A 22,742-nucleotide genomic window follows, 5' to 3' on the forward strand; every position below is an offset into this window, starting at 1 on the left:
CCGCGCTCGACGATAGAGATCTTTCCTACTGGCCTGATCCTGGTCGAAACTTGGTCCACAACGTGTCCTTAACAGACAAAAGATAGCGAAGGTAATCCCTGAGCATCGTGAGTAGCAGAACTCACAGGGAACGAACCACCTCGACAAGGTGCTTCATGTCCGTTGGCTTGCCGAGATTGAGAACCCCAGCCAAAACAGTATACCTTGCAAGTTCCGCCGGATCGCTTGCACTGGCGAGGATGAACGGTACGCCCCACGACTTCAAAAGCTGAGCGACAGGCGTAACTTTCTCGCTACCGAGTGTGACATCCAGGACAGCAGCATCCGGACGTTGCTTTCTTAGCAGACCAAGGGCTTGGTTGACGGAGCTCGCCGGGCCTAAGACCTTGAATCCTGCCTTGGTCAACGCACTTTCCAGCTCTATTGCAATAAAGAACTCGTCCTCCACGACAAGAACGATCTTGCCTACAACTTCGCCTTTTTCAGCTTTGGTCATGAAGTTTCCCAGGGGAGCTTGATTATGGCAACCAAACCCTCTGGGGCGAAGTTAAGTTCCACAGCTCCGCCAAGATGTCGGCAGGTGCCTTCAATCAGCTCGGTGCCGTACCCACTTTGCTTTGGCAGCACGACTGGTGGGCCGCCCGTTTCGCACCATTGGCATACGAAGTGGGGTCGGCTCTCCGGTCCATCCTCCAGCCACCATTTGACATGCAATGCCCCCGTCGGGGCCGATAGCGCGCCGTATTTCAATGCATTGGTCGCCAGCTCGTGAAACATCATACTGATTGGTACGATCTTCGAACCCGGGACCGGGGTGGCGGCGCCCTCACAATGGAGACGGCCCCTTCCAGACTCGCCGACCGATCGCTGCAGCATAGTTTCAAAATCAGTCGTCTCATTGATGGCGGCAATCTCCTGGGCATGAAGAGTGACCTCGAGGCGATCCAGAAATCGGTTGCGGTAGTCGACGCCTGTCAGACCTTCCGCATTCATCCGCATCGCAAGAGACCGAACCACCGCGAAAAGATTCCGCATGCGGTGTCGCGTCTCCGAGATGATGAAATCCTTCTCGGCATCGTGGCGCTGCCTTTCCGTCACATCGTCGAAGAGGACAAGGATGTTGGTGCTATTGTCATCCGGATGAACCAGACGGCGTGCATCGACCAGGAAGGTGCGCTGGCCAATCGTCGGGAAATTATGCATCACTTCGAAACCGATCACGGCAGCCGCTTTTGGAATGACTGCGGCAATCAGCTGTCGAAGCTCGTGGATATCCCACTGACCATTGCCCAGGTCAAAAAAATTGTTGCCGAGAATATCCTCCCGCTCGACCTTGAACGTTTTCAGGAAAGCGTTGTTCACCGTGGAGACGCAAAGGCTCTGATCGAGGACAACGATCGGCTGCGTCATCGTATCGACCACACCTTGCGCCTGAACATGCCCGGTGCGTAACAAGCGGTATAGATCTTCGAGCATCATTTCCGGTCCCTCCAATAGAACCCGCTACCAGCGGCATGCGTTTTCTACTAAAAGTAATAGGGAGCTGGGCGCTGGCAAGACAGGCAGTCACGGCAATATTATCAAGTGCTTGACCGCTTCCCAGCTCTTCGCCTTCCACAGCCATCATTATACTCTCATTTGATCGGATTAGGGGCGATGGAGCAATCGCTCGCAAAATCGGTTCTGACCCAAATTTGCTCCAGACCGAATGAATGGAACGAGGTCCGGCCATAATTGAAATGTGCGATCAAGCAACAGATCAAGCGTACGCTCAGCTACGTCGGCAGTCCCGCCATCCTCGTTGGTCATTCCTATGGTGGCGCGACCAATACGGCCGCCGGCGTGACGCCCGCGTAGTTGGTCTTATCTATATCGCGGCCGCCACCCCTGATGCTGGTGAGACCATACAGGACCAACTCAAGCTCCCGGCAAGCTGCCGATCGAGACGATCAATTTGGTCGGCCCCGACACGCTGACAGGCCTGGACGTGGCCAAAATCTGGTCGGACCTGCTGGGCCGCCCGGTTATTTATGGAGGCGACGACCCCAGCGGGTTCGAGCAGAACATGGCGAGCTTCATGCCGAAGTGGACTACCTATGAGATGCGCCTGATGGCCGAGCGCTATGTCAGCGACGGCATGATCCCCGAGATCGGCGACGTCGAACGGCTGACCACGATCCTCGGACGTCCGCTGCACTCCTACCGCGACTTTGCGACCGCGATTGCAACCTCGGCCTGAGTTCCGACAGTTGGAGGAAATCCGCAAGGCGTTCGGCGGGATTCGGGTCGCTCGTCCGCCGACGAACGAGGCGCTCGGCTTTAATGGGCTGTCCAGTCTAGTTCTCATCCAGCGTTTAAAGGCGGACGCGCACCTAAATAAGGTGCGATTAATGCATTTCAACGCTGGCGGCAGTGCGGGCGATTATAGTGATTACTCCGCATGCTCCGCGTCGACTGATTGAACGGTTTGGCAAAACTCTTCAGGTCGGGGACGCGAAAAATACCATCCTCCCGAAGCCCGCCAGGTCAATGTCGATAGGCTCCAGTAGCATCCTGTTGAATGCGGCCGTCACTGGGGCCCATCCATAAAGCCAATAGGGTACAGAGCAAGCGCCCGCGTCTTCGCACGAACAACGTTCTTGGGTCCGGAACCCCGCGTCGGGGCTATTTATTCACAGCGCCTCATGGTTTTGGTGACCTGATCGCCGTTTTCATCTGTGCGGGTGACGCTCCTTGTCGTGCATCGGCCGCGATCACTGTAGCGATCGTAACGGTCACGATCGCGAACCGATCCGACCGCGATGCCACGAACGCTTAGCGCAACATACGGATGGTGATGGCGATGATGACGATAGCCTTGATCGTAGGAAGGCCCGTCGACGATTACCTCCTCCGCTGCCGCAGCCACAGGCAAGGAAGCACCAATGGTGATGGCGGCCGCGCAGGCAATAATTATCTTTCGCATTTGCGCATCCTCCTTAATATCCTCCATCATCAACTGCCAAAGTGGAATAATGTTCCAATCTGCTCGCGCGAGTGCCGAGCACTGGGCAAAGGCTCATTCACATCCTGACTGGCGCTGCCGTCTTCTTGGACAAGCAATCAAGCTGTGATCGCCGCGCATTTAAACTGAGTTTTCGGACCATCCTGACCGAGACCGCTGAGCAGCGCCAACCTATATGTTTTGGGCCACCTCAGTTCCGTCAGATGGAACGATTTGCGCGCGGGCCGTCGCTGCGATCGACTTTGCGATTTGCAATGCCTCGATCCCGATCTGGCGTAGCAGGCCTGTCGTGGCAGGATTGAAGCCGCAGAAGTACAGATTGTCCTTTCCCGGTTGAAGCTCATTCCTGGCCGGCTTCCCGGCATCCGAAAATCGGTCCGCCAAATCCGGCAGAAATGTTTCGAGAGATGGCCTATAGCCGGTCGCCAGCACAATCGCATCGAACCTCGCCGATCGATCATCGGCGAAGAGCACGCTCGCACCGTCCGACATTTCGATGCCCGGGAACACCTTGATCCGACCATCCCTGATTTTCGCGATGGTACCAATATCGATCAAGGGAGTCCGGCCTTGCTCTATCATCGTGGTCAGAGGGCCTTTCTGGGAGCGCTTGAGACCAAGGTCCTCGATATCGCGGTAGCGCAAACGTAGAAAAGGCGCGTTAACTGCATCGACCATTCTGTGCGGAAAGCGTTGTTGAACGATCGCGATCGTCGCGCTTGTCACACCTAATATCTCCCTCGGAACGACATTGATCGGACCGCGGACCGACATGGCAACATCAAGACCCGCCTCGGCACATTCCAGCGCAATCTCTCCTGCCGAGTTTCCGAATCCCACGACCAGGATCCGGTCTGCGCCGAGGGCAGAAGCATTCCGGTATTCGGAAGAGTGAATAATGTTTCCTGGAAAACTGTTCTGACCGGTCCAATGCGGTCTGACAGGAGCCCTCGAGAGACCGGTCGCGATCACGACAGTTTTCGCTTCGAACACATCGCCATCGGTGGTCTCGACAATCCAGTCAGTCTTTCTAGCCACGCGCGCGACGGTTTTGTCGATGAGAATTCGAAGGTCGTTTGCCCGCGCATAGTTTTCAAGATACTCGATAACCTGCAGTCGCGACGGATATTTTGGAAAACCGGCGGGCATCGGTCTTCCCGGAAGCCCTGAGTGATGTTTGTTAGTATGGAGATGAAGACGATCGTAGTGCCGTCGCCACGACGCGCCGGGCCTGTTCGTCGCTTCAAGGATAAGAGAACGGCAGCCTCTTGACCGGAGTGCCGCAGCGCATGCCAAACCCGCGGGGCCTGCACCGATTATGACTGTCTCCTCATCAGCCATGTGCAATTCCTCGAAGCTCCTGTCTTCAAGATCTCAAGCTACACTATCATGGGGTTCACAGCCTATACCGGCAAGCACGATGTCTGCGACGCCATTGGTGTTGCCGGGTTCAATGAAGAGCCATTGCGTGCCGCCTGAGCGCCGAAGTTTCCTACGCAGGGAAGCGCAGCAGATTGCCATTATAGCAGCGCTCAAGGAAATGACGTGCGGTCTTGTGGGTAATGCCGTCGCCCGCCGCCTTATCAGTATTATCTTGATTGATCTTGGCCTTTTGTAAAATCTCTCGCATGGACGTCGCGACAGTGAGCACGGCGATCGCCGTTCGTTCATCGACGCGCTTCCAGCTGCGGTAGCAAAGTAGGCTTTGCTCTTGATAGATTCGAACCAATGCTACACCACCGATGCCAGACGAGATATAGAATTGGAACGATTGGTCCAGCGCTAAGACGATTGGACCGAGCCTTGCAGGTTTGACTTCAAATTGCCACCGAAAAACGGGACCGTCGGCAGAACGCTTCAATCTCACGCTCAAAGCGATCGAAGGCGTCACAGATCCAAGGCCCGTAAGGCTCAAAGACGTCGTCATTGCGGCGCAGGCAATGCGATCCAAGCATCCTGAACAGCCACAAGCATTGCCTCCTATCGAAACTGAGCTTACGATCCCGTAACACTGCCAACCCGCTGGCTGTCCATCTATTAGAAGCTCGAAAACTAAAGCAATTGGCAGGTGTTGCAAAAATGACAGCCCCGCCTGCAGCATCTTTCTCAGTAGCGAAGAGTTATCCCCGTCAAGTGCGGATTTGCCAGCGACTTCGACTTCAGTCGCTCCGACCGCAGGCGGAAAACATACTGCTCGCAAGTCACGCAAGTGAACAAGCCAGCCATCGTCATGAGTGAGCGTAGCATCATCAACTCCCTAGACCGGAAAACTGTTTCAATTTCGCACGCGGACGTGCCTGTAGCAATGCCATCGGCGACAGCGGATTAAATTACACAAATTGCGGAGAGGCCCGATTCTTCATGAATGCGTAGCGGTTTCCCCGCATTGGCTCTCCTTGACAGATGGGGATTCCCTCTCAGGCCATAATTGAGTATTAAAAAATCAAAGTAATATTAGAACAATTTAAATTATGATTAACCTTGATTTAATGGGTACAATGTAAATTTCTATTAGATTTTAACTTGATATATTCCGAATTATCGTGAGGAGAAACGCGGTGATTATTTTCGATCGCGGCGCAGATGCTATCGCTGTTCTTGCGGCAATATCGAAATCGCAGGCTGTGATTGAATTCGATCTTAGTGGTAAAATTCTCACCGCCAACGACCGATTTTGTCGAACTCTTGGCTACGAACTCTCGGAAATCAAAGGCAAGCACCACAGCATGTTCGTCGAGCCGGAACATGCGCGATCACCGGAATACAAGGCATTTTGGTCGAAACTTGCGGCCGGAAACTACGACCAGCAACAGTATAAGCGTATTGGCAAAGGCGGCAAGGAGGTCTGGATCGAAGCCTCTTATAATCCGGTCTTCCGTCGAGGCAAGCCGATCAAGGTCGTCAAGATCGCCACCGATATCACGGCGAGTAAGCTGAAAACGGCCGAGGACTCCGGTAAGATCGAGGCCCTCTCGCGAGCACAGGCCGTCATCGAATTCACGACGGCCGGAGAAATTCTGACCGCCAACGAAAACTTCCTGTCAGCGCTCGGCTATTCGCTTGCGGACATTCAAGGCAAGCATCATTCGATATTCTGCGATCCGTCCTATGTCCAATCCAGCGCATACCACGACTTCTGGAAGCAGTTGGCCGCTGGTGAACTGGTCGCCGACGAATTCATGCGGCTGGGGAAAGGCGGTCGGAAGGTTTATATCCAGGCGTCATACAATCCGATTTTCGACCTCAACGGCAAGGTTTTCAAAGTTGTCAAGTTCGCCACCGACGTGACCAGCCGCGTGGATAATGTCAATCAACTCGCCGGATGTTTGACCAACCTCGCCGAGGGGGACCTGTCGCAAGAGATCGAGAAAGCTTTCATTCCTTCGCTCGAGCGGCTGCGAACGGACTTCAACAGCGCCTCCGAAAAGCTGAAGCATGCCATGGCGACGGTCGCTGAAAATGCCCATGCGATTGCCTCTGGTTCGAATGAGGTGCGGGTTGCCGCGGATGATCTCGCGAAGCGAACTGAACAGCAGGCGGCCTCTATCGAGGAGACCGCGGCAGCGCTCGACGAGATCACGACGACTGTAAAGAAATCCAGCAACAGGGCCGAAGAAGCCGGCAAGCTTGTTGCGCAGGCCCGCAATCATGCCGAGCATTCGGGTGATGTCGTTCGCAATGCCATCGGTGCCATGGATCAGATCGAGGCGTCGTCACGCGAAATTTCGAGCATCATCGGAGTCATCGATGAAATCGCATTCCAGACGAACCTTCTGGCGCTGAATGCCGGGGTCGAGGCAGCAAGGGCTGGAGACGCCGGCAAAGGTTTTGCTGTTGTGGCGCAAGAGGTCCGCGAACTAGCACAACGATCGGCAAAGGCGGCAAAGGAGATCAAGACGCTGATCAACGCATCCGGTGCCCAGGTCGCCAATGGCGTTGCTCTGGTTACCAACGCGGCTGGAGCGCTGCAGGAGATCGCTAGCCAGGTGCAGGACATCGACGCTAACGTCGTGGCGATCGTGGAAGCGGCACGGGAGCAATCGACGGCTCTGGACGAGATCAGCCACGCGGTCGACACGGTCGATCAAGGCACGCAGAAGAATGCCGCCATGGTGGAAGAGCAGACGGCGGCTAGTCATAGTCTTGCACGCGAAGCGGCCGCATTGTTTCAGTTGCTCGAGCAGTTCAATTATGGCGGATCGGCGCGAACCGCCGAGCCGTCCAAGCCAATCAATCGCCAAGCCCATTCCACGCCTCAGGCCCCGGGCCGACGCGTTCGGCCGCAATTCCAGGCTCAGGGCTCCGCTGCCGTGGCTGTCAGCAACAGCACCTGGGAGGAGTTCTGACCGGCACTGGGACATCGATATCCCATTAAAAGCGATTGGCCTGAAAGGTGAAATCGTCACGCTTCCTGATAAAAGCGTCGGTGACGCGCCTTATTCGTCCACTTTAACCTTAGCTGTTCTCGGACCAGGCTTTGCCCGCGGGGCCTTGGCGGGAGAGTTCACCGACGTGGACTTGGCTGCAGTCAACACCGCGGCACGGCGGGCACGGTTTTCCTCGAGCGCTTTCTGGAAAGCGAGATCTTGTTCAGCATGCTGGGCGAGGTCGTCAAGAAACTCGGCGACTTCCTTTGCAGTCCCGACGACGACATAGTTCATCCCCGCCCCGCGCTTATAGCGTCGCGGCCAACACAATGCATCTCAAAGCTATAGAGCATATCATTGTGACGGATTTTACTGAGAAATGGTCTGCCAAGAAAGCGGATAGGCCTAAGGCCGGCGCGCGGAACGTTGTCGAGACGTTTCGCTTACTGCCAATGATGGGCAAAGAGCTTCAGCCCGTCGTTAGAGCGCGGTATCCGCTCTCTACCACCTCGGATGCCCATCGCCGAATGGAAGCCGGCAGAGTGTTCGGCAAAATCGTCCTTAGCAATTTGATGAGTAATGTCGGAAAATTGGCTTCCGCTCTTGAACGGAAACGAACCCGCCACCCCGGTCATTCGGCGCCTTTGGCGCCGGTTCACACCCGATCCAAAAACGATCCTCTGCAAAAATGCAAATACTCCCTATTGACGATATGAGTATATGCTCTTATTTTTTTCTTTGTACGAGCATATGCTCTTATTTGCGAAAGAAGAGAAGCTATGAGCGAGGCTAAGGTACTTGTAAGCGGAGCGACCGGACGGACCGGCGGTGCCGCAATCGATGAATTACTTAAGATGGGCAAGTCGGTGCGCGCCTATGTGCGTTCGGACGATGAGCGGGCGGCGACCCTTAGGCAGCGGGGAGTTGATATCGCCTTCGGCGACTTCACCGACATCGATGACATCCGAGCTGCCATGGAAGGCGTTCGATCGGCCTATTTCCTGCATCCGATCGCACCGGGCATCCTTGGTGCTGCCACCTACTTCGCACAGGCAGCAAAAGAGGCCGGCGTCGCCGCGATCGTCAACATGTCGCAGATTTCGGCCCGTCGTGAATCGGCGAGCCAGGCGGCGCAAGACCATTGGGTTTCCGAGCGGGTCTTCGACTGGTCCGATGTTCCGACAATGCATCTCCGCCCGACCTTCTTTGCGGACTGGCTTGTCTATCCGCATTTTGCCAAGGAGATATGGGCCACGAAAAGGATTGCGTTTCCCTTTGCCGACGGGCGCCACGCACCGATCGCCAGCGGCGATCAGGGCCGGGTGATTGCCCATCTCCTGGCTAATCCTTCGGGGCACGGAGGCAAGATTTATCCCCTCTATGGACCGATCGAGATGAACCATACCGAGATCGCCGCCGCCATGAGCGAAGTGCTTGGCGCAAAGATCGACTATGCGCCGACTTCGATCGAGGTGTTTAAGGATAAGATGGAAAATCTCTACAAGTTTCCACCTTTCCTCGTGCAGCACCTGGTCGAAGTCGCCCAGAACTATCGTGATGGCATCTTCGCCGGCACAAACGATGCCGTTGAGAAAATCACGGGAGCGCCAGCACTCTCGATCCAGCAATTCATCGCCAACAATCGCACAGCCTTTGCGTGACGGTCGTCGAGGCAAGGAGTTTGAACTATGTCGAATATTCAAGGCGAACGTCACCCGTTTCTGGACGACCTAGCCGCCGACGCGGAACTTACTAGCTCAGTGCTGCGAGGTGCGGTCACCGGACGCGACAAGATCAAGCTCGCCGTAAACACGGTTGGAACCTTTTACACGTCGCAGAATCCCATCTTTATGGAGAGTGCCGGCTCGCGGCTCTTTCTCGAATACGAGGCGGTGCTGACAAGCGGGGAGAAACTGAACGCGACTGTCGTCGTCGACCGCAACCAGGATGGTTCGGTGCCACGCGTCAGCGTGCGGATGAGCCCGCTTGGTGCTGCATTGTCTCTCGCCAAAGGACTTCGCGAGGCGTTATCCGACCAGCTATCGGAAGACCTTTTTCTTTAAACCAACATCCGCGGCAGCATGGGGCCAAGATCCACTGGTCCGCGGCTTTAGAGAGGTATTGTGTCATGGACGTCAACAACGCCACCGTCTTCATTACCGGAGCTAATCGCGGCCTGGGCCTGGCCTTTGCGCGCGAAGCCCTTCGCCGCGGAGCAAAGAAGGTCTACGCAGGCATGCGCAACACAAGCGGCTTCGATGAGCCGGGAGTCTCACCCGTCAGGATTGACGTCACGGACCCGGTCTCGATTGCCGCCGCAGCCGAAATTGCTGGGGATACGACACTCCTGATCAACAACGCAGGCACCGCGGCTTTGATCGACGGACCTCTTGCCAGTGACTTCGAGGTGCAGTCGAAACAGTTGTTCGATATCAATTACTATGGCGTGGCCCGTGTGACGCAAGCCTTCGACCGGATCCTGTCGTCCAAGCAGCATGCTGCCATCATCAATGTTCTATCCGACATCGTGTGGTTGCCGCGTCCCTATCTCACACCCTATGCCGCATCGAAGGCGGCGGCGTGGAGCTATACAAATCAGCTTCGCTTTCACTTACGCGACCGCGGCATTGAGGTACTCGGACTACATGTCGGTTTCGTCGATACCGATCTGACCAATGGCATCGACGTGCCGAAGTCCAGTCCACAGGATGTGGTGCGCAAGACCTATGACGCACTCGCCGCCGGCAAGAGCGAGGTCATGGCCGACCAGGGAACCGCGCTTCTGAAGAGCACGCTTGCAGCCGATGTGCCTGGCTACATCATCCCACCAGTCGGGTTGATCTAAACGCGACGACGGCGGAGACACCGCGTACCATAAGGCACGATCCCCAGGCTTCGCGCTTTATGGTACAGGCGACGACTAGAAATCGAAAGGAAAACGACATGTTGTCGGAGAGCCAACCGCTTGGAATCGATCAATGCAATTGCTTTGCCATGAGAAGGGCCAGCCGCCAGATTACGCGCTTCTACGACAGCCATCTTGAGCCCGTCGGACTGCGTATCACGCAATTCCTGACACTGGCGGCTCTCGATGAAGCGGGAGGTGCTGCTGTCAACGCTCTAGCCGAACGGCTCGATATCGAACGGACTGCGATGGGAAAGATGGTTGGCTTCCTGGAACGCGATGGCTTCGTCATGATCAAACCGTCACCTGCGGACGGGCGGCTTCGTATCATTGAACTCACGGACGAAGGCCGACGCTTGCATGAGAGAGCGGCTCCTCTTTGGCAGGATGCGCAGCGAGAATTTGAGCGACTAAATGGTGCCACCAAGGTTGCAACGCTCCGGCACAGCCTGAAAGAGATCGTCGTTGGCGACTTGCCGGCCGTCTCTCCCGAAGACTGAGCCTTCGGGAGAGACCCACTAATGACGGACCAATCAAATGGACACGACCAGCCGTGCCTGACTGTCTCATTCGGCACAGCCCATCGAGCCAGCAGGCACATTGTTCGAAAACCTAACCGGCCGCTGCGCGCCATAGGAACGATATTCGTAACCTCTTGATGTGATCCGAACCGGCGGCCCGTTAATCGAGTGTGGTTAGTCATCTGTATCGGACACAAAAGCGTGCCTTCAAGGTCGGCGATTACATTGCCAAGCAAGTCTAAGAAATCTCTTATCGAGAAGTTTTTCGACCCTTTTTTCCGACGACGTCCACCGCTTCCCTCTACGCCGCGGAAGGATCTCATTCCAGGTGACTCCAAGGAGTGAATAGCGTCGTGATCGGTGAACTGTACGCGTGACGGAAGCAAGGGGCGATTTCCCACCAGGCGTTTTGTCAGCTTTGCGAGCAGGCGTTGCTTTGCGTTCGCCCCCGTGGATGTAGCTTCCTCGAGCACCAGACCATCGCTGCATCTAGTTGGCGCCGCAGATTGGCTATGAGAGGGTGTTCACTAGATCTCGATCCGAAAGAGCGTTCTTGTGAAAAGATCGCCAAGCAGCCCGCCCGGCGATCGTTCTTGGGTATATTGAGAACCCTCAAGCCACGATAGGTGAGCCGGTCGGATCCGGATCACCGTCGAAGAACAGATAGATCGCTGCGATCTTGCCATCCTTCGCAAGGATGAAATCCGTGCCTGCGTATGCTGGTAGTTCGCCGGGCGTACCGGCCACCCATTGCACGCGCCCGGCCTGATCATGGAGAACGTCCGGCGCGGCGATTGTGGTGTATGCGAATGTCGGATGCATGGCGCGAATAATTCCGGCGATACGGACAATATCGTCGCGGCCGCGGCAGGTCCCGTGCGGTTCAACGAATATGGCGTCTTCGTGAAGGATTTCGTCGGCCACTTTTCGGCGGAGGGCAGCGTCGCCCTCCCCAAAGATTCCCTGCAGATTCCGATCGAGAAGTGTTGCAATATCCGCCATGGTCATTCTCCTTGCGATCATGCCTCAGATCTGGACCTGGCCCCCATCGACGAAGAGCTCGACGCCATTGATGAAACTGGCGTCGTCGGAGGCCAGGAAGAGAACGGCCTTGGCAATCTCTTCCGGTTGCCCGATGCGGCCTGCAGGAACGAGGCTCGCCAGATAATTTTTCGTGTTCTCCGCCCTCTCACCATTGCCGAAGAGTTCGTTGAGACCGGCTGTCTCGGTCACGCCGGGACTAACTGCATTGACGCGAATATGGCGATCCTTGAGATCGAGGATCCAGTTGCGGGCAAAGTTGCGCACGGCAGCCTTGGTTGCCGAGTAGACGCTGAAGGCAGGCGTGCCGGAAATGCTCGTCGTCGATGAGGTGAGAACGATCGAGCCGCCATCACGCAGGAGCGGGAGCGCCTTTTGAACGGTGAACAGAGTGCCTTTCACGTTGGTGTCGAATGTCTTCTGGTAGTGTTCTTCGGTGATCGCGCCGAGAGGTACCATCTCGCCGCCGCCGGCATTCGCGAAAATCACATCGATGTGCGAGTGCTTCTGTTGTACGGCGTCATATAGACAATCGATATCGACGAGCTTGCTCATGTCAGCCTGCACGCCAGTGACACGCCCACCGATCTCCTGGATGGCAGCATCGAGTGCTTCTCTGCGGCGTCCGGTGATGAATACGGATGCACCTTCGACCGATAACGCCTTCGCCGTTGCGAGACCAATACCGCTCGTGCCGCCCGTTACGATTACGACCTTGTTTTCAAACTTCTTGCTCACTGTCATGTTCCTTTGTTGCGGCCCGTTGCCGTTGAAAGGAACATGACAGCAGAACGATGCTGCCAATAGCCAGCAAATTTGATACTCATCGTTCCAAATGGAGAACGATGATGAGATCTGACCTGAATGATCTGGTCTATTTTGCCGAGGTCGTCGCCTACGGCGGGTTCGCAGCCGCCGGGCGCGCTTTGCGCGAACCGAAATCGAAGCTTAGCCGGCGGATAGCGGGGCTTGAGGAACGGCTCGGAGTACGACTGATCGAACGGTCGAGCCGTCGCTTTCGGGTGACGGACATCGGCCAATCCTTCTATGAACGCTGCAAGGCAATGCTGGCGGAAGCCGAGCGCGCGGAAGCGCTCGTCGCAGAGGCACAATCAGAGCCGCATGGTTTGATCCGGATGAGTTGCCCGACAGGGCTGGTCGAACCGATCTCATCCCTCCTAATGCAATTCTTGGCCCAGCATCCAAGGGTGCGGCTGCAACTCGTGGCGATCGACCGTCCGGTCAATCTCATCGATGAACGGATCGACGTCGCATTGCGCGTCCGAACCTCGTTAGATGGCGATGCCTCACTAACGATGCGCTCGCTAGGCAACTCGATCCGCATCCTAGTCGCAAGCCCGCGAATTGCCGGCCGTATCGCAGACATAGAAGCTTTGGCAAGCGAGCCTACCCTTTCAACCACAGATGACCAGGGCGAGGTGAACTGGTTTCTCGAGACGGATGATGGCCGAACCCATACGCTCAGGCATGAACCGAGGATGGGCTGTGCAGACTTTACGGCCGTGAGGGCAGCCGCACTGGCGGGTCTGGGTATCGCTCTTCTTCCCGATCACACATGCAGGCAGGCGCTGGAAGAGGGAAAGCTCGTACGGGTCCTTCCCGCCTGGCATGGGATGAAGGGTCTCGTCCACCTCGTATTCACCACCCGCCGTGGTCTTCCTCCGGCCGTTCGCAGGTTTATCGACTGTCTAGCTGCTGGTTTCCCTAAGGGTGCACTCGTCTGATGATCGTTTGAGCCGACAGCGGCCGACCTGAATTGTAGGCCGTGCTAATAGGGCAAAGATTTCGTTTGCATTGCGCAATCGGACATAAAATGCCGACGCTTCGTTTCATGCCACAAGCCCGTTGGTCTTACTCGAATCGTAGCGAGGAGAAATGAAGAGAACACTGTTGATTATCGCCTCGATTCGACACGGTCGGACACTTCAATCCGAACTTACAAAAGCAAACAAAACCAATGCTTTCAACAAGTTGGGAGCGCGCAACGGGTGATCGCAAATGCGCCAAATGAGTTATTTTCAGCTGGCAATCGACACCATGACCCTCTGCAGAACCCGGCATCTCCGCTTCCCTCGGGATCGTCGGTTTATGATGCCTTCCGAACGGCCTTATTCAACATCAGCGGCAGGATGCCCCCGGCCCGGAGAATATCGACCTCGACGCTGGTTTCGATCGCAGCAGTTGCCGTCAGGCAAATGTCCTGTCCGTCCTTCCGCTTTACGACGATCTTCACATCGCAGCGCGGCTTTATGCACGCCAGATCGGCATTGATCTCGATGAGATCACTCGCCGCAAGCGCCAGCGTCTTTGGACCATAGCCATCCGGCAGCCGCAGCGGCAGGACGCCCATGCCGATCAGGTTCCACCTATGTATCCGCTCGAAGCTCAGAGCGAGAACCGCCCTTGTCCCGAGCAAGGCGACACCCTTCGCCGCCCAGTCGCGCGATGATCCCATGCCGTATCGCTCGCCGGCGACGATGACGACGGATCGATCCTCCTGCGAATAACGTTGCGCCGCTTCCCATAGGGACATTGTCTTGCCTGAGGAGTTATGGATGGTCGAACCCGGCGGTATATCCACACCGATCAGGTTGCGGACGGTCTTGTTGGTAAACAGACCGCGGACCATGGCCTCCCAGTTTCCGCGGCGGGAAGCGAAGACGTTAAGATCGGTCGGGTTCTCTCCCCTTTCGACAAGATAGGTCCCGGCGTCGCTTTTAGCAGCGACCGCCCCGGCCGGAGAGATATGATCGGTGGTGATGTCGTCGCCGACGATCAGGATGGGATGGGCCTGATAATTGCCGAGCAACGTGCCCTTGCCGAAGCTCGCAAAGGGCGGCCGGCGAATATAGGTCGATTTTTCATCCCATGGGAAAATCGTCGTGTTCGGCGCATCCAAATCCTGCCAGGCCCTGCTGGCCTCGGCCTTTTCATAGGCGGGCGCGAAATCGGCGATGTCCGCGGCCTGTGCCAGGGCGGCGTCGATCTCCGATGCCTTCGGCCAGAGCATCGAAAGCGTGACCGGCTTTCCTTCGCGGGAATGGCCGAGAGGGTCCATCAATATGTCAAGTTCAACGGTACCGGCCAGAGCGAAGGCGACGACCATCGGCGGAGATGCGAGAAAACCTGCCTCCAGCTGCGGATGCACGCGCCCGGGGAAATTCCGATTTCCCGACAACACCGCCACGGGCAAGATGCCGCGCTCGGCCATGGCTTTTGCGACCGGCTCCGTCAGCGGCCCGGAATTGCCGATGCATGTGGTGCAGCCATAACCAACGATGCCGAAGCCGACCGCCTCAAGATCTTCAAGCAGACCCGCGCGCTCGAGATAGCGCCCGGCGGTCGGCGAGCCCGGTGCCAGCGATGTCTTCACCCAATGCGGCGGACGTAAGCCATAGGCGCGCGCCTTGCGCGCAAGCAGCCCTGCGGCAACAAGCAGCCGGGGATCGGAAGTATTGGTGCAGCTCGTGATCGCGGCGATCGCGACGGCGCCGTTGTTTGGCTGCCCCTCGACCTCGACCGATCCCTTCTTCATGCCGGCGATGGCTTGCACCGTCCCGCTGACGGGGATGCGGTCCTGGGGGCGCCGGGGACCGGCAAGACTCGGCTCGATGCTTGCGAGATCGATTTCGAGTGTGGAGGTATATCGTGGCTCGCACGACGGATCGAACCAGATTCCAACGCGTCTGGCATATCGCTCGACCAAAGCCACGTGATCCTCGCTTCGCCCCGTCGCCCGCAAATATTGTGTCGTGTGGCCGTCGATCGGGAAATAGCCGCTATTGCCGCCGAACTCCGGCGTCATGTTGGCAACGACGGCACGATCGCCTGCTGTCAGCGTCGAAACGCCCGGCCCGTAGAATTCGACGAACTTGTCCTGCAGGTCGATCTGGCGCAGCAGATGTGTGATCACCAAAGCGAGATCGGTGGCAAGCACACCTTCGCGCAGGCCACCGCTCAGCCGGACACCGACGACATCCGGTACGCGCAGCGTCACCGGCATGCCGAAGAAGACGCTTTCCGCCTCCAGGCCGCCGACGCCCCAGGCAAGCACGCCGATGCCGTTGATCATCGGGGTATGGCTGTCCGTGCCGATCAGCGTATCGGGAACGGCCCAGCGCCGGCCGTCTTTCTGCTGCTCGGTCACGACCGTTGCAAGCCGCTCCAGATTGAGGGTGTGCATGATGCCCGTACCTGGGGGGTGGACCCTGAAGCCCGAGAGCGTATTGGTGGCCCATTTCATGAAGCTGTAGCGCTCTGCATTGCGCTCATATTCCCGCACCATGTTCCGCTCGAGAGAGGCGGACGTGCCGAATGCGTCGACGGCGACGGAATGATCCGTCGAAACATCCACCGGCACCACCGGATTGAGCAGAGACGGATCATTGCCGGCCTCGGCCAATGTCGAGCGCATGCCCGCGATATCGACGAGTGCCGGCCCGCAGGTCGTATCATGCATCAGCACACGGTTCGGCAGGAAGGGAATTTCGACCTCGCTCCTGCCCTCGTCGAGCCAGCCGATGATCGCCGATTTCGCACGTTCGGCGTCGTCTCCCCCCGTCCGGAGCGCATTCTCCAGCAGGATGCGATGGATATAGGGCATCCGCTTGAGGAGATCGCCCGCCACCTTCGGCAAATCGATGATATCGTACCCGATGCCGTTCACGTCGAATTTGCTGATCGTCGTCATTCTCTAAAACCCTGCCTCACGCCTTGGGCTGCCTGGCGCGCCCGATATGGAATTGCCCGGACGGATCGCCTTCGCCTGCCGCCTCCACATTGGAGACGCGCATGAACCAGGTCATCAGGAAGGACAGCAGCAAAAGCGCCGCAAGAAACATGAGGCCGCCAAGCGCACTGCCGGTCCATGTCTTGGCCGCGCCCATGGCATAAGGCCCGACGAAGCCTCCGAGATTGCCGATGGAATTGATGGCGGCAATCGAGACCGCCGCAGTCGAACGGCTGAGGAACAAGCCGGGCAACGACCAGAATGGCGACTTGAAGGCATAGATACCGGCAAGCGCCACGGAAATGAGGGTAACTGCGATATAGGGATCGCGGGTCAGACCCGTGGCCGCGAGCGCGATGCCGGCAATCAGCAGCGGCACAGCGGTGTGCTTCTGACGTTCGCCGGTGCGATCCGAACTGCGTGACCACAAGACCATGGCGATAGTGGCCACCGCATAGGGAACCATGGCCACGAGGCCGATCTGGAAATGGCTGAGGTCAGCGCCGAAGCTCTGGATGATCTGCGGCATCCACAGCCCGATACCGAGATTGCCGACCTGATAGATGAAATAGATGGCCGAGAGGAAAAGCACTTTCGGATTCGAAATCGCCTGCCACAACCCGAGATGCTTGACGTTCTTGCGGCTGGCATGATCGGCGGCCAGCTCCTTCGTCAACCAGTCGCGCTCCTCTGCGGTCAGCCATCTCGCCTTTTCGGGGCGGTCGGTCATGTAGAAATAATTGACGATGCCGGCTGCAACTGCGGGAACTCCTTCGAGGATGAGCATCCATCGCCATCCGGGAAGGCCGAAGCCGCTGACATTGTCCATGATCCAGGTGCTGAGTGGCGCACCCATCAGATAGGAAACGGGAATGGCGGCCGTGAAGAACGCCACCGTCGTCGCCTGCTCTTTCGAACGGAACCAATAGGTCAGATAGATGATGATGCCGGGAAAGAAACCGGCTTCGGCTACGCCGAGGAGAAAACGCAGGATATAAAGCTGCATGGCGTTCTGGGCAAAGCCGGTCAGCACGGCAACCGCGCCCCAGGTCAGCAGGATGCGCGAAATCCAGATGCGCGATCCGTATTTCTGCAGGGCGACATTGCTCGGCACCTCGAAGAGGAAATAGCCGATGAAGAAGATGCCGCCCGCAAAGCCAAAGGCTTCGGCAGACAGCGCGAGATCCTTATTCATCTGCAATGCCGCGTAGCCGAGATTGGCGCGATCAAGATACGAGATGACATAAAGCAGGAACGTATAAGGGACGATCCTCCAGAAGACTTTCCGCATCGTCGTCTTTTCTAGCGCGCTTGTCGCTGTATCGGTCATTGCTACCTCCCAGAAGCATCGATGGCGGCTCGAGGTCGACCCAAGCACATGGGCCTATTTACACAATATGATTATAAAATGCAATTGCGACAATGTGCGTGCCGCGCTATGATTTTAGACACATCATTCAGGGAGGATGTCCGCATGACTGGAGAAAGGACGAGGATCGCTTATGTCGGCGCCCGCACGACCAAGGCTCGCAATGCGCGCGGCAACGGGCTGAACGTCTATCGGCTGGCGCAGGATTTGAGCTGGGAGCATTGTCAGCTCCTGGAGATGGAAAACCCTTCCTTCCTCGCCTTCGATCGAACAGGGCGTTCCCTCTATACGGTTCACGGCGATTCCGATCGCGTCAGCGCTTTCTCCATCGATCCGTCATCAGGGTGCCTGAGCTTCCTGAATGAGCAATCGACCAATGGACGCAACCCTGTGCATCTCTCGTTCGATCCATCGAACCGGTTCCTGATCGTCGCAAACCACGTCACGTCCACGCTCGCCGTTCTTCGCCGCCAGGAAGATGGGCGACTTGATTCGGTCGAGAACCTGACCACCATCGAAGGGGAGATCGGCCCGCATCGGATCGAACAGCCTTTCGCCAAACCGCATCAGGTGGAATTCGATCCGTCGGGAAACTGGATTGCAGTGCCGGACAAGGGATTGGATAAGATCCTCGTTTATCGTTTGGACCACGCCTCCGGTATGCTGACCGAAGTGGCGTCCTGCCAGTCCCGGGAAGGCGCAGGCCCGCGTCACATCGCCTTTCACCCGCAAGGACGCCTTGCCTATGTGATCAACGAACTGGACTCGACCGTCGCGGCGTATCGCTTCGACCCGGCAACGGGCAGCATCGAGCCGTTCCAAATCCTCTCTTCGCTTGCCGACAGCTTTACCGGCAACAGCCGCGGTGCCGAAATCGCGGTTTCCGACGACGGTCGCTTCGTCTACGTCTCAAATCGCGGCAGCGACACGATCGCAGCCTTCTCGATCGGCGAAGAAGGACGCATGGCGCCCCTGGGCTCGTGGGCCACGGCAGGAAGGACGCCGCGCTTCTTTGCCGTGCTCCCGGAGGGTCGGACATTGCTGATCGCCAATGAGGACACCGATACGATCACTGCCTGCAGCATCGACAAGGCAACCGGACATCTCTTGCCTGCATCGATCATCCTTGCCGTCGGCAGTCCCGTCTGCATCCTTTTCAAGGATCTAGATCACACCTGAGGCGTTTTGATGCGGCTTGCCCCCATGATGTGGGTGAAGAGAAACGCCGCCGCCTCATTGCGGCGGCCATTTTCGACCAGATCGAGAATATGCAAATGCTCGGCCGTTTGCCGCGGCAGCCGGCTTCTGTCGATCGTGATATGATACTCGATCAGCCGGCGAAGCCGATTTATGCGCTTGATCGCATCGAGGAAGAACTCATTGCGCGAGCAAGCCACGAGCATTTCGTGAAACTCGTTGTTCGCCTTGAAAATATCAGCACGGGACCAGGTCTGATATCCACCCTGACCAAGCTCCGACTGAATCTGGCGGGCACGCCTGAACCCTTCGGGATCGGGCTCGAAGCTTGGTAACAACATGGCCTGCTGCTCGATGACGGCGCGGAAAGCATAGCCGTCCTCGTAGCTCTGCCTCGACGTCAATGTCTGGCGGAACGACCAGCCGTTGCCGGGCAGCCGCTCGATCCAACCTTCGTCGGCAATTCGGTGCAAGATTTTCAACAACCGGCTTCGCGGCAGATCATACAGGCGCATCATCTCGTTTTCGCTGACGCGTTCGTCGAGCTTGCCCGAAAAGCGATCTTCGGCAATCCGGAAATAGATAGCTTCGTCACCATCGCCATCTTTCGCATTATCCGATCTGAGCGCGTCGAGGTTTTCACCGTCAACTGCCAGAAAATAACCGCGGTTCGGCTCCGCGCGCACGATGCCACGGCTTTCAAGACTGCGTAGCGCGCTCATGATCGGCGCCCGCGAGACGCGGAAAGTATCGGCCAGCATCTGAAGGGGCAGATGCTGGCCCTTGCGCATGCCGTTCGTCTTCACGAACTCGATAATGTTGCCGCTGATTTGCGGTGTTAAACTACTTCTTGCCATCGATTTCTATTCAACGCCTGTTGCCTCCTATATCACGGTCGCCCATCATGAGAGCAAGTCTGCCGGCTGGCAAAAATGCCAGTGACATGGCGTCGTCATCACCCCACGATTGCTGCCCAGTCATACTGAAGGATCGAGCTCGTAATTCGCAGCGCCTCGCCGTTATTCACGTGTCTGCACGGAAATTCCAACGTCGAAAGCGGAAAATGGAACGAATTTGCATTTTATGGTTATATTAATCAAGCTTGGCTTCCAAATGATCCCACGAGCGCCGAAGCGAGATCTGCCCTAAGCCATTTTGAACAGAACGAAGGTTTCCTGCAAAATCCGTGCCCATGCGATGTTTAGCTTCTTGAAGTTTTGGCGGCATGCTCAGCATCGATGGCACGTTCCTCGCCGGTAGCGATCATCGTTCGCGTGGCATCTATCGAAGCATATGTCCAGAATATCCGCATGGCTTGGCTGTCGGATGCATTTATGAAGCGGTGAGGCACATGTGCAGGTATCCAGGTCGTGTCATCGGTGCCGAGACGATGTTGCTGACCGTCGATTTCAACGATCGCTTCGCCATTCAGTACCATGACACTCTCCTCGCAATTGTGCTTGTGGAGGGGAATTGAGGCGCCAGGATCAAACTCAGTAATGCCGTTGATCATGTCCGCCGACCCGCACTTTCGTGTGACAAGCGGAATGGTGCGGGCGCCTCCGCCCCGGTCATTGGCCTTCATGCCCTTCGGCCGGAATATCGCTGCCTGAATGGGAACATCGCGATCCATCCAATCCTCCATAACAAAACTGCCGGCCCTGTGTCGCGGCCGATTTAATACGCGGCGAAAACAGCCTTCAGCTCGGCCACATTCGCGTCGCTGAGAAACCTGGCTGGCGCACCACGCAATAGCACAAGCAGCTTCGCTGTCTCTTCGAGTTCTTCGGCGGCATAAACAGCCGAGCAAATGTCCTTCCCCGTGACGACGGGGCCGTGATTTTCGAGCAAGACTGCCGCGTAGCGTCCGCCGAGCTCGCGAATCAATTGACCGGCCTTCTCATCTCCCGGTCTGATGTAGGGGATCAGCTTCACCTGCCCGACGCGCATCACGACATAGGGTGTCAACGGCGGAATGCAGTCGTCCGGGTTTGTGTCCTCCAGGCAGGACAATGCCGTCGCGAATGTCGAATGCAAATGTACGACCGCACCGGTTCCGGACCGCGTTTCGTAGAAGGCATTATGGAGAAAGATCTCCTTCGATGGCTTGTCGCCGGACATATGTCGTCCATCACGGCTGACCTTGCTTATCTGCGCCGGATCCAGAAAGCCGAGGCAGGAGTTCGTCGGTGTCATCAATATGCCGTCGTCGACGGCAGCGCTGACGTTTCCCGCCGATCCCACAGAAAAACCCCGCTCAAAAAGCGATCGGGAAAGGCGGACAATATCCTCACGGACTTTGCTTTCAGAACTCATCGGCCAGACAACCTCCTCAATGCTTTGGCGAAGAAGTCAGGCGAGCCAAAATTTCCCGACTTCAGCGCAAGTGCGATGGGCTTTTCACCGTGAGAAAGCAGAACAGGCACTCCGGGATCGATTTCTTGCCCGATAGTCAAAGCGCCGAGATCCAGTGCCGACACCACGGCGCCCGATGTTTCGCCGCCCGCCATCACCAAACGGGTGACGCCGGAGGCGACAAGTTTTCGGGCGGTTTCGGCAAATAGCCTATCGAGCTTTTCCGCTACGATTTCCCGGCCATATTTAGCTTGTATGTCTCGCACATCCTCAGGTGTAGCCGAGGAATAGGCCAAGGGCGCCCGACCCTGATTCAACCGGATAAAGTCGACGATATGTTCCGAAGTGGTTTCTCCTCTCATAACCTTGTCGACATCAATGGCAAATGCCGGATGATCTGCTTTGTGCAGTTCGATTTGGCCTCTCGTCGCTCCGGAACAACTGCCCGCCAGAATCGCTTCGGGACCGTCGACGCCATTTGCCGCACCGAGATTTCCCTTGGCCAAGCCACGCTTGATGAAATTTGCCGGCAGCCCCAGTGCAATTCCCGATCCTCCGGTGACGAGCCGATGACCAAGCACAGCCGAACCGATGTTGACGAGATCCTCGTCCGAGATGGCGTCGACGATGACCACGGTATTCTCGGCAGTTGCGAGGGCCGCCCGGATCGCCAAATCTCCCTGCCTGACGACACCGTGTGAGACCAATCCGACCGGCGATTTGGTTTGATAGCCCAGCCAGCGGCGGATGTCCGGGTCGGTCATTGGCGTCAAAGGATGGTTTTGCAGGCCAGACTCATTCAGAAGGCGGTCCTGGACGAACAAATGTCCCATATAAACGGTTCGGCCGGCCCCCGGGAACGCCGGGCATGCGACGACGCCACGCACTCCGAGCGCCGTAGCAAGCGCTTCCGCGACCGGCCCAATGTTCCCCTCTTTGGTCGAATCGAACGTCGAGCAATATTTGAAGACAATCTGCTGGCATCCTTGGGCAAGCAGCCAGTCGAGGGCCGCAAGGGACTGGGCGACGGCCTCTTCGACGGGAATCGACCGGCTCTTGAGCGCAACCACACCCGCTTCAACATCCTGCGGCGACGGCTGCGTCGGGATGCCCAGAAATTGCGCCGTCTTCAGGCCGCCATGCGGTTGCAAGCCCTTGGCGATGGTATTCGCAATGTCGCTTGCGCCCGTGAAGTCGTCGGCAATCACACCTAATAGCATTGAAGTTCCTTTC

Annotated in this window: 23 protein-coding genes and 1 pseudogene; 10 read left to right on the forward strand and 14 right to left on the reverse strand. The window is 57.1% G+C overall.

Going from position 1 to position 22,742, the window contains the following annotated elements; all coding sequences use genetic code 11:
- Nucleotides 1-121: 121 nt before the first annotated feature.
- Nucleotides 122-496, reverse strand: a complete 375-nt coding sequence (locus GA0061103_RS02340) for a response regulator (RefSeq protein ID WP_092706718.1) — start codon at nucleotides 494-496, stop codon at nucleotides 122-124.
- On the reverse strand, nucleotides 493-1,479 hold the full coding sequence (locus tag GA0061103_RS02345) for a PAS domain-containing protein (protein WP_092706719.1): 987 nt from the start codon (nucleotides 1,477-1,479) through the stop codon (nucleotides 493-495). The genes GA0061103_RS02340 and GA0061103_RS02345 overlap by 4 nt, the downstream gene beginning before the upstream one ends.
- A gap of 255 nt (nucleotides 1,480-1,734) precedes the next feature.
- Between GA0061103_RS02345 and GA0061103_RS35645 the strand changes: the two genes are divergently transcribed.
- On the forward strand, nucleotides 1,735-1,857 hold the full coding sequence (locus tag GA0061103_RS35645; protein WP_425349452.1) for a hypothetical protein: 123 nt from the start codon (nucleotides 1,735-1,737) through the stop codon (nucleotides 1,855-1,857).
- Between the two features lie 61 nt (nucleotides 1,858-1,918).
- Nucleotides 1,919-2,239, forward strand: a pseudogene (locus GA0061103_RS02355) (NmrA/HSCARG family protein); the annotation flags it as partial.
- 429 nt (nucleotides 2,240-2,668) lie between these two features.
- On the opposite strand, the gene GA0061103_RS02360 reads toward GA0061103_RS02355, so the two are convergent.
- The 3 genes from GA0061103_RS02360 to GA0061103_RS02370 form a co-directional block, all read right to left on the reverse strand.
- On the reverse strand, nucleotides 2,669-2,965 hold the full coding sequence (locus GA0061103_RS02360) for a hypothetical protein (protein WP_141694411.1): 297 nt from the start codon (nucleotides 2,963-2,965) through the stop codon (nucleotides 2,669-2,671).
- A gap of 210 nt (nucleotides 2,966-3,175) precedes the next feature.
- Nucleotides 3,176-4,345: a flavin-containing monooxygenase gene (locus tag GA0061103_RS02365; RefSeq protein ID WP_092706723.1), complete on the reverse strand. Its 1,170-nt coding sequence runs from the start codon at nucleotides 4,343-4,345 to the stop codon at nucleotides 3,176-3,178.
- 151 nt (nucleotides 4,346-4,496) lie between these two features.
- Nucleotides 4,497-4,865 carry a hypothetical protein gene (locus GA0061103_RS02370; protein WP_141694412.1) on the reverse strand — a complete coding sequence of 123 codons (369 nt, stop codon included), beginning with the start codon at nucleotides 4,863-4,865 and terminating at the stop codon, nucleotides 4,497-4,499.
- 697 nt (nucleotides 4,866-5,562) lie between these two features.
- Here GA0061103_RS02370 and GA0061103_RS02375 point away from each other — a divergent pair.
- Entirely contained in the window at nucleotides 5,563-7,350 is a 1,788-nt protein-coding gene (locus GA0061103_RS02375; RefSeq protein ID WP_092706727.1) for a methyl-accepting chemotaxis protein, read from the forward strand.
- Nucleotides 7,351-7,440: 90 nt separating this feature from the next.
- Here the strand turns inward: GA0061103_RS02375 and GA0061103_RS02380 are convergent, their stop codons facing one another.
- Nucleotides 7,441-7,665, reverse strand: a complete 225-nt coding sequence (locus GA0061103_RS02380; RefSeq protein ID WP_141694413.1) for a hypothetical protein — start codon at nucleotides 7,663-7,665, stop codon at nucleotides 7,441-7,443.
- A 161-nt stretch (nucleotides 7,666-7,826) separates the two neighbouring features.
- Between GA0061103_RS02380 and GA0061103_RS02385 the strand changes: the two genes are divergently transcribed.
- The 5 genes from GA0061103_RS02385 (at nucleotide 7,827) to GA0061103_RS02405 (ending at nucleotide 10,776) form a co-directional block, all read left to right on the forward strand.
- Entirely contained in the window at nucleotides 7,827-8,087 is a 261-nt protein-coding gene (locus GA0061103_RS02385) for a zinc-binding dehydrogenase (RefSeq protein WP_245304693.1), read from the forward strand.
- Between the two features lie 63 nt (nucleotides 8,088-8,150).
- Complete coding sequence (locus tag GA0061103_RS02390; RefSeq protein ID WP_092706733.1) at nucleotides 8,151-9,032, forward strand: NmrA family NAD(P)-binding protein; 882 nt, start codon at nucleotides 8,151-8,153, stop codon at nucleotides 9,030-9,032.
- A gap of 27 nt (nucleotides 9,033-9,059) precedes the next feature.
- Entirely contained in the window at nucleotides 9,060-9,434 is a 375-nt protein-coding gene (locus tag GA0061103_RS02395) for a hypothetical protein (RefSeq protein WP_092706735.1), read from the forward strand.
- Between the two features lie 65 nt (nucleotides 9,435-9,499).
- A complete protein-coding gene (locus GA0061103_RS02400) occupies nucleotides 9,500-10,216 on the forward strand; it encodes an SDR family oxidoreductase (protein WP_092706736.1) in 717 nt (238 codons plus the stop codon).
- A 98-nt stretch (nucleotides 10,217-10,314) separates the two neighbouring features.
- Nucleotides 10,315-10,776 (forward strand): MarR family winged helix-turn-helix transcriptional regulator, encoded by a 462-nt coding sequence (locus GA0061103_RS02405; RefSeq protein WP_092706738.1) that lies wholly within the window; start codon nucleotides 10,315-10,317, stop codon nucleotides 10,774-10,776.
- Between the two features lie 633 nt (nucleotides 10,777-11,409).
- Here GA0061103_RS02405 and GA0061103_RS02410 read toward each other — a convergent pair.
- Both GA0061103_RS02410 and GA0061103_RS02415 read right to left on the reverse strand, forming a co-directional pair.
- A complete protein-coding gene (locus GA0061103_RS02410; RefSeq protein WP_092706740.1) occupies nucleotides 11,410-11,799 on the reverse strand; it encodes a nuclear transport factor 2-like protein in 390 nt (129 codons plus the stop codon).
- A gap of 24 nt (nucleotides 11,800-11,823) precedes the next feature.
- Nucleotides 11,824-12,576 carry an SDR family NAD(P)-dependent oxidoreductase gene (locus tag GA0061103_RS02415; protein ID WP_092706742.1) on the reverse strand — a complete coding sequence of 251 codons (753 nt, stop codon included), beginning with the start codon at nucleotides 12,574-12,576 and terminating at the stop codon, nucleotides 11,824-11,826.
- Nucleotides 12,577-12,683: 107 nt separating this feature from the next.
- Here GA0061103_RS02415 and GA0061103_RS02420 point away from each other — a divergent pair, with 107 nt between their 5' ends.
- On the forward strand, nucleotides 12,684-13,583 hold the full coding sequence (locus tag GA0061103_RS02420; RefSeq protein ID WP_208603471.1) for a LysR substrate-binding domain-containing protein: 900 nt from the start codon (nucleotides 12,684-12,686) through the stop codon (nucleotides 13,581-13,583).
- 362 nt (nucleotides 13,584-13,945) lie between these two features.
- Here GA0061103_RS02420 and acnA read toward each other — a convergent pair whose 3' ends face one another.
- Nucleotides 13,946-16,549, reverse strand: a complete 2,604-nt coding sequence (gene acnA, locus GA0061103_RS02425) for an aconitate hydratase AcnA (protein ID WP_092706746.1) — start codon at nucleotides 16,547-16,549, stop codon at nucleotides 13,946-13,948.
- Nucleotides 16,550-16,565: 16 nt separating this feature from the next.
- Nucleotides 16,566-17,918 (reverse strand): MFS transporter, encoded by a 1,353-nt coding sequence (locus GA0061103_RS02430; RefSeq protein WP_092706748.1) that lies wholly within the window; start codon nucleotides 17,916-17,918, stop codon nucleotides 16,566-16,568.
- 144 nt (nucleotides 17,919-18,062) lie between these two features.
- On the opposite strand from GA0061103_RS02430, the gene GA0061103_RS02435 reads away from it, so the two are divergent.
- Nucleotides 18,063-19,136, forward strand: a complete 1,074-nt coding sequence (locus GA0061103_RS02435; RefSeq protein WP_092706750.1) for a lactonase family protein — start codon at nucleotides 18,063-18,065, stop codon at nucleotides 19,134-19,136.
- Here the strand turns inward: GA0061103_RS02435 and GA0061103_RS02440 are convergent.
- From GA0061103_RS02440 to otnK, 4 genes are all read right to left on the reverse strand, one after another.
- A complete protein-coding gene (locus GA0061103_RS02440; protein ID WP_092706752.1) occupies nucleotides 19,127-20,011 on the reverse strand; it encodes a GntR family transcriptional regulator in 885 nt (294 codons plus the stop codon). The genes GA0061103_RS02435 and GA0061103_RS02440 overlap by 10 nt on opposite strands.
- Before the next feature lie 344 nt (nucleotides 20,012-20,355).
- A complete protein-coding gene (locus GA0061103_RS02445) occupies nucleotides 20,356-20,787 on the reverse strand; it encodes a cupin domain-containing protein (RefSeq protein ID WP_092706754.1) in 432 nt (143 codons plus the stop codon).
- Nucleotides 20,788-20,831: 44 nt separating this feature from the next.
- Complete coding sequence (gene otnC, locus GA0061103_RS02450; RefSeq protein ID WP_092706756.1) at nucleotides 20,832-21,470, reverse strand: 3-oxo-tetronate 4-phosphate decarboxylase; 639 nt, start codon at nucleotides 21,468-21,470, stop codon at nucleotides 20,832-20,834.
- On the reverse strand, nucleotides 21,467-22,729 hold the full coding sequence (gene otnK / locus GA0061103_RS02455) for a 3-oxo-tetronate kinase (protein WP_092706758.1): 1,263 nt from the start codon (nucleotides 22,727-22,729) through the stop codon (nucleotides 21,467-21,469). The genes otnC and otnK overlap by 4 nt, the downstream gene beginning before the upstream one ends.
- Nucleotides 22,730-22,742: the final 13 nt, after the last annotated feature.

It is taken from the genome of Martinezella multihospitum, assembly GCF_900094585.1.
In the GTDB taxonomy this organism is placed as follows: Bacteria; Pseudomonadota; Alphaproteobacteria; order Rhizobiales; family Rhizobiaceae; genus Rhizobium; species Rhizobium multihospitium.